13 protein-coding genes are annotated in these 14090 nt (G+C 60.1%); 6 read left to right on the forward strand and 7 right to left on the reverse strand.

Going from position 1 to position 14090, the window contains the following annotated elements; genetic code table 11:
- On the forward strand, nt 1–3104 hold a 3104-nt coding region (locus FT726_RS07545; protein ID WP_346302635.1), incomplete at its 5' end, for an SbcC/MukB-like Walker B domain-containing protein.
- 45 nt (nt 3105–3149) lie between these two features.
- Here FT726_RS07545 and FT726_RS07550 read toward each other — a convergent pair.
- The 3 genes from FT726_RS07550 to FT726_RS07560 are packed head-to-tail and all read right to left on the reverse strand — an operon-like array spanning nt 3150 to nt 4848.
- Nucleotides 3150–3806, reverse strand: a complete 657-nt coding sequence (locus FT726_RS07550) for a DUF799 domain-containing protein (RefSeq protein WP_262264350.1) — start codon at nt 3804–3806, stop codon at nt 3150–3152.
- The gene (locus tag FT726_RS07555) at nt 3803–4159 is read right to left on the reverse strand and encodes a DUF4810 domain-containing protein (RefSeq protein ID WP_021507139.1); all 357 of its coding nucleotides are present in this window, start codon (nt 4157–4159) and stop codon (nt 3803–3805) included. Before FT726_RS07555 ends, FT726_RS07550 begins: the two co-directional genes overlap by 4 nt.
- A gap of 11 nt (nt 4160–4170) precedes the next feature.
- A complete protein-coding gene (locus tag FT726_RS07560; RefSeq protein ID WP_021507138.1) occupies nt 4171–4848 on the reverse strand; it encodes a CsgG/HfaB family protein in 678 nt (225 codons plus the stop codon).
- A 200-nt stretch (nt 4849–5048) separates the two neighbouring features.
- Here FT726_RS07560 and FT726_RS07565 point away from each other — a divergent pair, with 200 nt between their 5' ends.
- Complete coding sequence (locus FT726_RS07565; protein ID WP_227746428.1) at nt 5049–5429, forward strand: cell envelope integrity TolA C-terminal domain-containing protein; 381 nt, start codon at nt 5049–5051, stop codon at nt 5427–5429.
- Here FT726_RS07565 and FT726_RS07570 read toward each other — a convergent pair.
- Both FT726_RS07570 and FT726_RS07575 read right to left on the reverse strand, forming a co-directional pair.
- Complete coding sequence (locus FT726_RS07570; protein WP_346302636.1) at nt 5311–6450, reverse strand: AraC family transcriptional regulator; 1140 nt, start codon at nt 6448–6450, stop codon at nt 5311–5313. The two genes, FT726_RS07565 and FT726_RS07570, sit on opposite strands and share 119 nt — an antisense overlap.
- A 164-nt stretch (nt 6451–6614) precedes the next feature.
- Nucleotides 6615–7619, reverse strand: a complete 1005-nt coding sequence (locus tag FT726_RS07575) for a phosphotransferase enzyme family protein (protein WP_058757981.1) — start codon at nt 7617–7619, stop codon at nt 6615–6617.
- 267 nt (nt 7620–7886) lie between these two features.
- Here FT726_RS07575 and eat point away from each other — a divergent pair, with 267 nt between their 5' ends.
- From eat to FT726_RS07590, 3 genes are all read left to right on the forward strand, one after another.
- Complete coding sequence (gene eat, locus FT726_RS07580; RefSeq protein ID WP_058758051.1) at nt 7887–9251, forward strand: ethanolamine permease; 1365 nt, start codon at nt 7887–7889, stop codon at nt 9249–9251.
- 209 nt (nt 9252–9460) lie between these two features.
- Complete coding sequence (locus FT726_RS07585) at nt 9461–10459, forward strand: aldo/keto reductase (RefSeq protein ID WP_346302637.1); 999 nt, start codon at nt 9461–9463, stop codon at nt 10457–10459.
- Nucleotides 10460–10596: 137 nt separating this feature from the next.
- Nucleotides 10597–11529 carry a LysR family transcriptional regulator gene (locus tag FT726_RS07590; protein WP_288421444.1) on the forward strand — a complete coding sequence of 311 codons (933 nt, stop codon included), beginning with the start codon at nt 10597–10599 and terminating at the stop codon, nt 11527–11529.
- 60 nt (nt 11530–11589) lie between these two features.
- Here FT726_RS07590 and mak read toward each other — a convergent pair whose 3' ends face one another.
- Complete coding sequence (mak, locus tag FT726_RS07595) at nt 11590–12501, reverse strand: fructokinase (RefSeq protein ID WP_058781197.1); 912 nt, start codon at nt 12499–12501, stop codon at nt 11590–11592.
- A gap of 147 nt (nt 12502–12648) precedes the next feature.
- Here mak and rdgC point away from each other — a divergent pair, with 147 nt between their 5' ends.
- Nucleotides 12649–13560: a recombination-associated protein RdgC gene (gene rdgC, locus FT726_RS07600; RefSeq protein ID WP_021507129.1), complete on the forward strand. Its 912-nt coding sequence runs from the start codon at nt 12649–12651 to the stop codon at nt 13558–13560.
- Between the two features lie 198 nt (nt 13561–13758).
- Here the strand turns inward: rdgC and ppnP are convergent, their stop codons facing one another.
- Nucleotides 13759–14043: a pyrimidine/purine nucleoside phosphorylase gene (ppnP, locus tag FT726_RS07605; protein WP_010616577.1), complete on the reverse strand. Its 285-nt coding sequence runs from the start codon at nt 14041–14043 to the stop codon at nt 13759–13761.
- Between the last annotated feature and the right edge of the window lie 47 nt (nt 14044–14090).

Here is a 14090-nt window from a genome sequence, read left to right on the forward strand (position 1 = left end):
GCTGGCGCACGGCGCGCGCGGCACTCGACACGCTGCGCGCCCGCGCCGGTGCGGTGCAGTTGCTCGACGACGCCCGCCGCGCCGAACTGGCGCAGCAGCTGGAGCAGCTGACCCGCACCGAACAGGATCTGAGCGAGCAGCTGGCGCAGGCCCAGCAGCAGCAGCAGTGGCTGACGCAGCAGCAGCAGCTCAACGCGGAGCAACAGCAGGCGCAGCAGGCGTTGCAGGCTGCCGCCACGGCCTGGCAGCAGGCGGAAGGCGATCGCCAGCGGCTGGCGCGTGCTGAACCGGCGGAGAAGCTGCGCGACAAACTGCAGCAGCGCGAACAGCTGCAGCGCGACCAGCAGACACTGAACCAGCAGGCGCAGCAGTTACAGCAGCAACAGCAACAGGCGCAAGCGGCGCTGCAGCAGGGTGAAAGCCACTATCAGGCCGCACAGCAGGCACGTGAACGCGCGCTGGCCGAACAGCAACAGCTGGAGACGCTGCTGAGCGAACAGGTGATCCCGCTCGATCAGCAGATCGCCAGCCGTGCACAGCAGCTTGAGCAGCAGCAGGCGCTGCTGAGCGAACAGCAAAAAACGCTGTTACTCAGCCAGCAGGCGCTGGATCAGCATCAGCAGGCAAGTGAACGCTTACAACAGCAGCTGGCGCAGCAGCAGGCGTTTCGCCTGAGTGAAGCCGCTGTCGCCCGCTGGGGCGGCGAACTGGCGCGCTGGCAGGCCGAACTCGCCCGGCTTGAAGAGCGTGAGCAAACGCTGACGCAGCTCAGCGCGCAGCAGCAACAACTGCAAAGCCAGCTGGAACAGCAGCAGCAGGCGCTACAGGCGCGCGAACAGGCGGCACAGCCGCTGCAACAGGCAGAAGCCGCGGCACAGCAGCAGCGCCAGCAGGCGGAGCAGGTGCTTACTTCGCTGGAAGCGGAGATCGCCAGCCCGGCGCTGCGGACGGCGCTGGCGCAGCATCAGCAGCAGCGCGGCGCACGTCAGCAGCTCAGCCTGCTGGCGGCACAGTGGCAAACGCTCCAGCCGCAGCGCCAGCAGCGTCAGCTTAAACTGCAGCAGTTACAGCAGCATGCTGAGCAGGAAGCGCTGGCGTTGCAGCAGCTGCGCGAGGAGTACAAGCGCGAGCATCAGACGCTGCTGGATGTGCGTCGCCTGTGCGAGCTGGAGCGCACCATTATTCAGCTGGCCGACGAGCGGGCCCGGCTGCAGCCGGAACAGCCCTGCCCGCTGTGCGGCTCCTGCCAGCATCCGGCCATCGACCGCTACCAGCAGTTACAGCCGGATGAAAGTCAGCAGCGCCTGGCCGCGCTGGAGAGCCGCGTGATGCAGCTCAGGGAAGCCGGCACCGCGCGGGGCGAGCAGCTCAAACTGTCGCAGCAGCAACAGCAGGCGCTGCAACAGGAAATCGCCGATCTCGACCAGCAGATCGCCGCCACCCGCGAGCGCTGGCAGGCGCTGTGCGGTGAGCTGGCGCTTACCTTCAGCGCTGAACAGCACGCAGAATTCAGCGCCTGGCAGCAGCAGCAGGACGCGCTCGAAGCCCGCCAGCAGCAGCAGTTGCAGGCGCGTGAACAGGCGGCCGTCGCGTTGCAGCAGGCCAAAGACGCGCATCTGCAACAGCAGCAGCGCTGGCAGCAACATCAGCAGCAGCAACAGCTGGCACAGCAGCAGCTGGCCAGCGCCCGGCAGCAGCGGGATGAGATCGATCAGCGCGTCAGCGGTGAACGGCAGGCATGGCAGCAGCAACAGCAGCAGCTGGAACAGCAGCTGGCTGCCCATCAACTTAGCCTGCCTGCAGCGCCCGAGCGCGCCGGCTGGCTGCAAACGCTGCAGCAGCGCTGGCAGCAGTGGCAGGAAAGTGAGCGGTTACTTGCTGAGCTACAGCCGCAGCTGGCGAAAAGCGAAACGGAAGGAAGCAGCCTGCAGCACGCTCTGGCGCGTGAACAGCAGCAGGTCGCCAGCCTGCAGCAAGCCCTTAACCACCTGCAACAGCAGCAGCAGGCCCAGCAGCAGCAGCGCCAGCAGCTGTTTGGCGACCGGCGCGTGGCGGACGCGCGTCAGCAGCAGCACGCCACGCTGCAACAGCATGACCAGGCGCTGGCGCAACAGCTGCAGCGCTGGCAGCAGGCGCAAAGCGAGCTGCACGGCCTGAAAGGTCAGTATGAACAGATTGTCAGCCAGCAGCAGACGCTGGCGCAGCGCACAGCGGACGCCGAAAGCGCCTTCCGGCAGGCATTGCTGCTCAGTGATTTCGCTGACGAAAGCGCCCTGCGCGCCGCGCTGCTGGCGGAAGATGAGGTGCAAACGCTGCGCCAGCGGCTGCAAACGCTGGAGCAGCAGCATCAGCAGCACGCCGCGCTGCATGCCAGACTGGCGCAGCGGCTGAGCGATCACCAGCAGCAGCGCCCGGCCGCGCTCAGCGATGCCGATGCTGGCACCATCGCCGCCCGGCTGGAGCAGCTGCGCGTGGCGCTGGGTGACAATGCACGCCAGCAGGGCGAAGCGCAGCAGCAGTTGCACAGCGATGCGCAGCAGCGTCAGCAGCAGCAAACGCTGCTGGCGCAGATCGCCGCTGACGAAGCGGAACTGGCACAGCTGAGCCGCCTCAACGATCTGATCGGGTCGGCCAAAGGCGACAAGTTCCGCCGCTTTGCTCAGGGCTTAACCCTCGATCATCTGGTGTGGCTGGCAAACCGCCAGCTCGATCGCCTGCACGGCCGCTATTTATTGCAGCGCCGCGTCAGCGATGAGCTGGAGCTGGAAGTGGTGGATACCTGGCAGGCCGATGCCACGCGCGACACGCGTACGCTGTCCGGCGGCGAGAGCTTCCTCGTCAGCCTCGCGCTGGCGCTGGCGCTGTCCGATTTGGTCAGCCATAAAACGCGCATTGAATCGCTGTTTCTCGACGAAGGCTTCGGCACGCTGGATGCCGAAACGCTGGACACCGCGCTGGATGCGCTCGATGCGCTTAACGCCAGCGGGAAAACCATCGGCGTGATCAGTCATGTGGAAGCGATGAAAGAGCGCATCCCGGTGCAGATCCGGGTGCGTAAAATGAACGGGCTCGGCTACAGTAAACTGGAGCTGCCGGGCGAGTGATGCGTGAAGTGGCGCGGCGATCAGCCGATCGCCGCGCCAGGTAGATTAACGCGTAACCGGCGCTTTGTAGCGCGGACCGGCCAGCAGACCACCCTGCTCGTTCTGCGCTAACAGACGTGCGCTGGTGACACCCGCAATGGTGTGCGCTTTGTCGCCCGCGTTGCTGGCAATCTGTTTGATCGCCGCCGACACCAGCATGCCAATGATGCCGCCGTTGCTGTTGTTGCTGTTCTCAGAATCATTGGCGGTGGCAATGCCCTGCCACAGCTCTTTACCGCTGCGCAGATCGACCAGACGGGCAGTGGCCGAGACCGTGGTCACCGAATCAACCACCAGATAGCTGCTGCCGTAATCGGTAATCGAAATGTACAGTGCGCTGTCTGCGTTGAAGATGTCATGCAAACGCTTCGTGCTCACCGCCTGAATTTCATGCCCGTTGCTCAGGCCGTTTTGCTGGAAGGTCTCTTCCACCACCGCCACCGGGAACACGTAGTAACCCGCTTCCGCCAGCGGCTGGGTCACCAGCGAGGTGAAGCTGTGCGACGCGTTGATATCCGGCGCACGGTTATCGGCAGGCAGCACCAGAATAGACGCAGGCTTACTGGCACGGAAGGCGCTGTAGTCATACGGTTTCTTATTCTGGGCACAGCCGGTCAGCAGCAGCGCCGCGAATACGCCGCACACGGCAATCAGTTTTTTCATTGGTTCACTCCTTTTTTCTTCATCAGAAAGTCCATGTACGGGGCCGATTCCGGAAACAGCTGCTTCTCAAGGGCGAACTGGCTGAAAGCTTTATCCGTATTGCCGTTTTTGGCGTACAGCAGGCCCAGCTGGGCGTGCAGACCCGGTGCTACCGGCTTGTTCACTGCTTTGGCCTTTTCGATATCCAGATTCAGCGCATCAATCTGCTTCTGCGGATCGCTGTCTTTCTGGTAATAGCTGTAGACCTGCTGCTGGTAATCACCCCAGTAGTAGATCGGCTCCGGTCCTTTTGGCGCACAGCCGGCCAGCACGCCTGCCGCGATCAGCGCGGCGCTCAGTTGCAGTAATTTCATCGTCAATATCCTTATTTCACCGGGCGCCATGCGCCGTTATTGATGCCATCCACCAGGTGGTCGACCGCTTCACGGATCGCCAGATCCATCACTTTGCCGTTCAGGGTAGAGTCATAGCTGGCGGTACCGCCAAAGCCGATCACCTCACGCGCTGACAGCTGGTATTCACCCGCGCCCTGCACGCTATACACCACTTCTGAAGTGGTCACATCCACCACATTCAGGTTCACTTTGGCGTAAGCGATCTGGCTTTTACCGCGGCCGAGGATGCCCCACAGCTGCTGGTCGCCCACTTCTTTGCGCCCGAACTCGGTGATGTCACCGGTGATGATGTAGTTAGCGCCCTTGATGTTCTGCTGGCTGTGTTTGAAGTCGGCTTCCTGCTGCAACTCTTTCAGGTTGCTGCGATCCAGCACGTTGAAGCGATTGGTCTGCTGCAGATGCGTAATCAGAATGGTTTTGGATTGGTTGCCCAGACGATCAACGCCGTCGGAGAAAATCCCATTCATGTATGACGAACGGTTATCAAACTGTCCCACCGCGATTGGGCTGCGCACGCCCTGATAAGCCGGCTGGCTTGCGGCGCGAACCTGAGGTGCGTCGATGGCGCGCGACGACTCGGTGGCACAGCCACTGAGCAGCGCGGCGCTTAACAAGGAGAGTGCCGCAAAGGCATATTTCTTCTGCATTTCTGGTCCATGAATAAAGGAAGGGATAACACCGCCACCAGGCGGCAAATTCTGGTTATGCCGACAGTCAGAGTAATGCCATAGCATTCCCTGCTGCGGTCTGTAGACTGTCGGCAGCAGCGCCAGGAATCTTTAGCGAAAATGCAGGCTTATTAATGAATTTAATTAATCGATTAGCGAGACTATCAGGTGGGTTAGTGATGATGGTGGGGCTCAGCGCCTGCCAGCAGGTGTCCGCGCCAGCCCCCAGCCTGGCCAATCAGTGCCAGCCGCAGGACAATGCTGACAGCGCCGCCTGCCACTGGAGTGAAGCACTGCAGCAGCAGCTCAATAAACAGTTTCACGATGCGGCGCGCTATGCCGGACAGCAGTGCTGGGTGCGCCTGGAGTGGCAGAACAGTGGGCGCTACGCGGTGACGCAAACCCAGGGCGACGAAGCGCTGTGTTTGCGTGCGTGGCAACTTATTGGTCAGTCGCGCGGCTTACCGCCTCCGCCGCAGCGCGACCAGCCAGCGTGGTTTGGCTTTGCGCCACACCGGCCTGACTTACCAGCCCATCCTGGCGCCACTGGCGCGGGCTGATGCCGAACCAGCGGCGGAAGGCGCGGGAAAACGCGCTGACCTCGGAATAACCGAGCAGCAGCGCCATCTCCGAGATGGGCAGCTGTCTTTGCTGCAGATAGTGCGTGGCCATTTCGCAGCGCACCTTATCCACCAGCGCGCTAAAGCTGATGCCCTCTTCGCGCAGGCGTCGCTGCAGCGACCAGCTCGACAACCCCATTTTGCCGGCGATCTCCTCCAGTACCGGTTCGCCCTGAATCAGCGTCAGGCTGACCTGTGAACGCGCCTGTTCGACCATGCTCTGCACGCTGGCGCTGCTGTTGAGGCGGCGAATGGCATCCTGCATCACCATCAGCAGCATCGCATCCTGCTCCGGCATGGCGCGCTGCAGGTCGCGTTTGGCGATCAGCAGCGAGTTAAACGGCTGATCGAACCAGACCGGCGCATCAAACACTTTGCAGTGCTCGTGCCACTGCTCCGGACGCGGATGTTCAAAGTGCACCTCGCGCGGCGCCCAGTTTTTGCCCGCCACGTGGCGAATCAGGTTGAGGAACATGCCGAGCGTCAGCTCCGCATCCTGACGGCGTGCCAGGATCGCCCCGTGGCGCACCTGATAATCGAGCCGCCAGCAGTCGCCCTTGTCCACCAGCCGCGTCAGCGTATCGTGCTGGTGCCAGGGAAACGCGTTCACCACATTGTGCAGCGCCTGCTCCAGCGTCGGCGAGCACAGTCCGATGTAGCCAATTAACCCTAATGACTGCGGTTTGAACTGCCTGCCGTAATGCAAACCGAAGTTATCAAAGCCGGAGTGGCGCGCCGCTTCTTCCATCACGCGGCAATAGTTCACCAGCCCGAGGCTCAGTGTCGGGCTGGCCAGCAGTTCGGAATCGATACCGCTGATGCCAAAGATGCGATCGACATCGCCGCCTTTATCCGTGATGAAGGCGCTCAGACCGGTCGCCGCCGCGGCCAGAACGCCACGGTTGCTGGCGGGTGTGGCAAACGCGCTGAAGGCATCAGCAGCAGAGATGAGTGATTGCATGGGAACCTCTCAGGGATCGCGCGGATAACAGAATGAAGGGATCCAGCAATTTTCATACCAGCGTCACCGCGCCTGCGTCAGCGCGCCTGTAAACGCCAGCGCGCGCTATCCGCAGGCACCCGATCAGCACATCAGCGCGCGCCGCTGCCCTCTGCTGGTGCAGGTCACGCGCCTACCGGCAGCTGGCTGCTCTCAAGATAGCGACGGCACAGCCGCACCGAATGGCTGGCCCAGTGCGGCCCGAGGCTGAGCGCCATCTCGGTATCGGCGTGCGTGCCCATCCACGCCGTCATCTGAATACGACGCTGAATCAGCAGCGTCGGCACCAGCGCCATCTCAGCATCACTGATGTGCGCCACGCGTTCATAGCCGAGGATCCAGTTATCCACCCACTCCGCCGCACGCGGATGGTGCTCGACGAAACTGATCGCGGCCGCCAGATCGTGCAGATACCAGCCCATGCCGCAGTCGTCGAAGTCGATCACGCGGGTTTCGCCTTTGTGCAGCAGCAGATTGGTCAGACGCAGATCGGCGTGGATCAGGCCGTAGCGATCGCGCTCTTTACCAAATTCCGCCAGCGCCTGCCCGGCGCGCTCCACCGCCGCTGCGATAATGCCGTGATCGGCCGGATCGAGATGCGGCGCATCCTGCCAGCGCCCCCAGTGGCTGTGCTCGCTGACCATGGTGTGATGATCCCAGATAATGCGCTGAAAACCTTCGGGTTTCTGCCAGCTGCGGCTGTGCTGATGCAGGCGCGCGGTGATGGTACCGAGCTGCTGAAAGGCTTTGGGATCGACGTCGGTGGTCGGCATCTCGCCGTCAATCCAGTGGAACAGCACCGCATGACGCGTGCTGCCGTCCGCCAGCGTCAGCGTCAGCACGCTTTCACCGTCGCGCGCCGGAATCGCCTGCGGCACCATGATGCCGGTCTCGCGCAGCGCATCAAGCCACATCAGTTCACTGAGAATATCCGCTTTGCTGTGGTAATCCGGCCGGTGCAGGCGCAGCGCGTAGCGTTTGCCGCCGGCACGCAGCAAAAAGGTGGCGTTCTCCGAACGGCACAGTAATTGCAGCTCACCGTGCAGCGCGGCGGGATAGCAGGCCAGCGCACGTTGCGCCAGCAGGGTGATCTCGGCATCGGTCAGGGATTCGGCTTGTTTGGCGCTCATTCATCACTCTCCAGCATCAGTCTCTATAAACCAGTGTTATCAGCATGGGATGAGGTCGTCCTGACTGCCTGACCGCAGAACAGCAAAAGTTGACCGCAGCGTACAGCCCGCGCTTTTTCTGGCAGCGAGTTGACCGCAGAGGACAAAACTCACTGCGCCGGCGTCAAGTTTTCCCGTCCCGGGCAGCGGCATTATCACTTCACTGTAGCGCAAACCCACAATAGCGCGGTGCCAACGCCGCACAACAAGCATGACGGGGAGATGAAGATGACAGGCAAACTAAAACCCACGCTGGGCACCCTGCATTTATGGGGTATTGCGGTTGGACTGGTGATTTCCGGTGAGTATTTCGGCTGGAGCTATGGCTGGGGCGTGGCCGGGACGCTGGGATTCCTGATCACCACCGCGCTGATCGCCACACTTTATACCTGCTTTATTTTTAGCTTTACCGAACTGACCACGGCGATTCCGCACGCTGGCGGGCCGTTCGCTTACAGCCGTCGGGCATTTGGCGAAACCGGTGGTCTGATTGCCGGTCTGGCGACGCTGATTGAGTTCGTGTTCGCCCCGCCGGCCATCGCCATGGCGATTGGCGCCTACCTCAACGTGCAGTATCCCGATCTCAACCCCAAAACGGCGGCAGTCGGGGCTTATTTATTGTTTATGGCACTGAATATTCTCGGCGTGAAGCTGGCCGCGATGTTCGAACTGGTGGTGACGGTGCTGGCAGTGCTGGAGCTGCTGGTGTTCATGGGCGTGGTATCGCCGGGTTTCAGCGTCGCTAACTTCGCCGCCAACGGCTGGGCTGGCAGCGATCATTTTGGCATGCCAGCGCTGTCCGGCATCTTTGCCGCCATCCCGTTCGCTATCTGGTTTTTCCTCGCCATTGAAGGCGCGGCCATGGCGGCCGAAGAAGCCAAAGATCCGAAGCGCACTATCCCGAAAGCCTACATCAGCGGCATTCTTACCCTGGTGGTGCTGGCGATTGGCGTGATGCTGCTGGCCGGCGGCGCGGGCGACTGGCGCAAGCTGTCGGACATCAACGATCCGCTGCCGCAGGCGATGAAGATGATCGTCGGGGAGCACTCTAACTGGATGCATATGCTGGTGTGGATCGGCCTGTTTGGCCTGGTCGCCAGTTTCCACGGCATTATCCTTGGCTACTCGCGTCAGTTCTTTGCCCTGGCGCGCGCGGGCTATCTGCCGCCCAGCCTGGCGAAGCTGTCGCGCTTCCAGACGCCGCACCGTGCCATCATCGCCGGCGGTGTCATCGGTATCGCCGCCATTTACAGCGACGGACTGATCAATCTGCAGGGCATGACGCTGACGGCGGCGATGATCACCATGGCAGTGTTCGGCGCGATCGTGATGTACCTGATGAGTATGCTGAGCCTGTTTAAGCTGCGCCGCAGCGCACCGGACCTGGAGCGCAGCTTCCGTGCGCCGGGCTATCCGTTGGTTCCGGGCATCGCACTGGTGCTGTCGCTGGTGTGTCTGGTGGCGATGCTGTGGTTTAACCCGGTAATCGGCGGATTGTTTGTGGCGATTATGGTGCTCGGCTACCTTTACTTCCTCGCCACCAAAGCCCAGCGCGAGCGCGCACCGCAGGATTCCATGCTGGTCGGCGAGTAAGCAACGCATTGCCCCTGCCCTTCAGGCAACGGAGACGGGTACACAGAGCCCTTTGTGTACCCGTCTCTTTCTGCCCCACGTGATAAATCCATCCCACCACAGCACCGCTCCGGTCTTGCTGCTGTGATACCTTTTTTGCATGACGAAAATGACAATTCATTACGCGTAATCGGGGTGCAACAATCAAAAAAACCACAAAAGGAGCCACTATGCACACCCGACATTTATCGCAAACCCTGACTGTCAGTTCGATCAGCTATGGTGCCATGGGACTGAGCGAATTTTATGGCCAGACAGACGACCACGCTTCACTGCAGCTGTTACACACGCTTATCGACCTGAATATCACGTTTATCGACACCGCGGATATGTACGGGCGGGGCCATAATGAGCGGCTGATTGGCCACTTTCTTGCCGGTCTGGATAACGCGACGCGTGAGCAGTTTAACATTGCCACCAAGTGCGGAATCGTTCGCCCTGCGGACCAGGCTTATGCCCGGACGATTAACAACCAACCTGACTACATCACCCGCTGCTGTAATGAATCGCTTAAAAGGCTTGGCGTTGAGCGCATCGATCTGTTCTATCTTCACCGCGTGAGCCAGGTTACGCCGATTGAAGAGAGCATGGAATGCCTGAGCCGCCTCGTTAAAGCGGGTAAGATCAACCACATTGGCCTGTGTGAAGTTTCTGCTTCAACCCTGCGCCGGGCCCATGCCATTCACCCGCTCACTGCCCTGCAAACCGAATATTCACTGTGGACGCGCGATATCGAAGCTGAGATTCTGCCGGTGGTGAAAGAGCTGGGTATAGGTTTAGTTCCCTACTCTCCGCTGGGCAGAGGGTTTCTGACCGGAAAGTATCGTCATAACAGCGACTTCGCTGAGGGTGATTTCCGCAAAAATAATGAACGCTTCAGCCAGTCCAGCCTCGACCATAATGCCCAGCTTCTTGACGCGGTGCACCCGCTTGCTGAAAAGTACAGCTGCACGCCAGGGCAGATTGCGCTGGCCTGGCTGCTGGCGCAGTACGACAAGCTGATCCCCATTCCGGGAACGAAACAGACCCGCTATCTGGCGGAAAATGCGCAGGCCGCCGATATCGTGCTGGAGCAGGCAGATATCGCCTTACTGAACGCTATCCACCAGCATATTGAGATCAGGGGCGAGCGCTATTCTCAGGAAGGGATGAAAAGCATTAATGCCTGAAGCCATAACCGGGTAACGCCCGGTTATTTTTTCTGACGTCGCGCCGCCAGCCTGCTGCGCGTCCAGACCGATTAACCCCATATCCTGCTGATCTTTAGCGGGGTAGAATAACGTCTTTGATTACCCGGATGGACTCTATGGCGACGGCAGAGCACCTGATCAGCAACCATCTCCCCAGCGTGAAACAGCTTCAATGCTTTCTTGCGGTTGCGCACGAGCTGAACTTTCGCCGGGCCGCCGAACGGCTCAGAATGACTCAGCCTCCGCTAACCCGACAGATTAAGCGCCTTGAGGCCGTGCTGGAGCAGCCGTTGTTTAGCCGCAGCACCCATGACGTCAGTCTGACGGACGCTGGCCGGGCGCTGGTAATCAAAGCGGAGAAGATCCTTCAGGCGCTGAATGAACTCAAGCCTGGCTCGCTTTCTTCAGAAAAGCGCCTGCGTATCGGCCTCACCCGCACGCTGAATTTTGCACTGATTGCGCCCATTCACCAGCAACTGCTGAAACTGGACGCCGCCGACGATGTGGAAACGCCCGATCTGACGTCTGCGCAGTTGCTGCAGTGTCTGGCAAAAAACCGCCTGGACCTGGTACTGACGGGCGAAAAAGCAACCGGCCACGAAGATACCGTTCAGTACCAGTGGATCGGTCGTGAGCCTTTGCTGGTAGCAATGCCGGCCAGACATCCGGCCAGCCTGAAAGAAAAAGTCTCGCTGGAAGCGATCGGTGATTTACCGCTGTTCTGGTTTGCCAGAAGCGCCAATCCGTCGTTCTACGATAAATGTGAACGCTTGTTTTCACAGCTCCACACCCCGCTTAAAAGAGTTAAAGAGCCGGATGATTCACTGGTTATGCTGACACACATTGCCAGAGGAAAAGGCTTTGCCCTGATGCCGCAGTCGAAATGTACCTTTCATCAGGAAGGGTTGTGTTATCGCGCACTGGCTGACGATGAAGCGCAAAATCTGCATATCGATATTTATGCCGCCATCCGACTGAATGAAAACCGGCCAGCCGTGCTGCATGCGCACGATATCGTGTGTCACGCCGGTCAGTTAAGCCAACACTGACCCGCTTCGGCCCCCTCTTCCGCTGGAAGAGGGGTTAAGCACGCATAAAGCGTCGTTACGCTACCCTTTCACCGGCCACAGCCAGGCGGCACCGCGTACGCCGCTGGAGTCACCGTGCACCGCTTTCAGCACCGGCGTTTCGCACTCGCGGCCAAACACCCACTGCTTCATCAGCGTCGGCACCGTCTGGTACAGCCGATCGTTGTTGCTCATGCCGCCGCCGAGCACAATCACATCCGGATCGAGCAGGTTAACCACCTGCGCCAGCGATTTGGCCAGCCGCGTTTCATAACGGCTCATCGCCAGCTCGGCCACCGGATCCTGCTGTTCGATCAGCCGGATGATCTCCGCGCCCTTCAGCGCCTGTCCGCTGAGACGCTGATAATCAATGGCGAAGCCAGTGCCGGAGACAAACGTCTCAATACAGCCCTGCAGCCCGCAGTAGCACGGCACTTCCGCGCGATAGCGCAGTTCGTCTTCGTCCATCCACGGCAGCGGATTATGCCCCCACTCGCCTGCGTTACCGTTACCGCCAATGCGTGATTCACCGTTGATGGCCACGCCTGCGCCGGAACCGGTGCCAATGATCACCGCAAACACCAGCGGCTGGCCTGCGCCTGCGCCATCCACCGCTTCGGAAACTGCCAGGCAATTCGCGTCGTTGGCGATGCGCACGTCACGATTCAGCGCACGCGCCAAATCTTTGTCCAGCGGCTGGCCGTTGAGCCACGTCGAGTTAGCATTTTTTACCCGCTGGGTATAAGGAGAAATCGTGCCGGGAATGCCGATGCCGACCGTCCCCTGCTGCCCGGTCTGCGCTTCCGCCAGCAGGACTAAATCGACAATCGCCTGCACCGTGGCGGTGTAGTCGTCACGCGGGGTATTCACGCGGTGGCGAAACAGCTCCTCGCCCTGGTCAGACAGCGCAATCACTTCAATCTTGGTGCCGCCTAAATCAATACCAATACGCACGATTTATTCCTCATTATTCGTTCAGGTGACAGATACAGTAGAAGGCTGAATCGGGAAAGGCAATGAAACCACTCCGATGTTTCGCTATCATGCGCGCTGACTGTTTTAGACTTGTGCGCCCGATCGCACCCACGGTAAGGAATCCTGATGTTGTGGTTTAAAAATATGATGGTTTATCGTCTGAATCGGGACATCCCGCTGTCCGCAGACGATCTGGAAAAACAGCTCGACGCCTTCACCTTCACGCCGTGCGGCAGCCAGGACATGGCCAAAACCGGCTGGGTCTCGCCGATGGGCAACCGCAGCGAAGCGCTGACGCATGTGATTAACGGTCAGATAGTGATCTGCGCCCGCACCGAGCAGAAAATTCTGCCGTCGCCGGTGGTGAAGCAGGCGCTGGAAGCCAAAATTGAGAAGCTGGAAGCGGAACAGAGCCGCAAGCTGAAAAAGACCGAAAAGGATTCGCTGAAAGATGAAGTGCTGCACAGCCTGCTGCCGCGCGCCTTCAGCCGTTTCAGTCAGACCTTTATGTGGATCGACACCGTCAACAATCTGATCATCGTCGACTGCGCCAGCGCGAAGAAAGCGGAAGATACGCTGGCGTTACTGCGTAAGAGCCTCGGCTCGCTGCCGGTGGTGCCGCTGACGCTGGAAAATCCGATCGAGCTGACGCTGACCGAATGGGTGCGCTCCGGTGAATTGCCGGCGGGTTTCACCCTGATGGACGAGGCTGAGCTGAAGGCGATACTGGAAGATGGCGGCGTGATCCGCTGTAAAAAGCAGGATCTGGTTTCCGACGAGATCGCCACCCACATCGAAGCCGGTAAAGTGGTCACCAAACTGGCGCTCGACTGGCAGGAGCGTATTCAGCTGGTGATCGCCGATGACGCCTCGGTGAAGCGTCTGAAGTTCAGCGACACGCTGCGCGAGCAGAATGACGATATCGATCGCGATGATTTCGCCCAGCGTTTTGATGCCGATTTCATTCTGATGACCAGTGAGCTGGCGGCATTGATCAGCAATCTGGTGGAAGCGTTAGGCGGCGAAGCGCAGCGTTAAGCGGGCATCGCCGGCTGGAAGGATAGTACGGGTGTGTTTAACGGTCGCCATGAATGGCGCCCCTGCAAATATGCTGATTCATACCTGTAGGGTCAGCATTTATGCTGACCGCAGCCCACACACCTCATGCTGGCGCATAAAAAAAACCGGTAACGCCGCACAGGCATTACCGGTTGATCATGGATGCTGCTTTAACGCTTAAAGATAGCGGCACAGGTAAGACGTTGGCTCCGCCACCTGCAGGTGGAATTCGCTGTGGCCCGGCACGTTAAATACCGATCCGGCTTCGTACCATTTCCACTCGGCTTCGCCCGGCAGCAGCACTTTCAGCGCGCCGCTCACTACCGTCATCTCTTCCGGCTGGCCGGTACCAAAGGTGTATTCGCCTTCCGCCATCACGCCAACGCTGGCCCGGCCAATGGTGACGCTGTCGAAACCAATGGATTTCACTTTTCCGTCGAAATACTCACTTACGTTGAGCATGTTACTTCCTCACAGCACATTAGGGTTACCGGCAGATTACAAGGGAA

This window comes from Pantoea sp. Morm, from assembly GCF_016643525.1.
Lineage (GTDB): Bacteria > Pseudomonadota > Gammaproteobacteria > Enterobacterales > Enterobacteriaceae > Pantoea > Pantoea dispersa.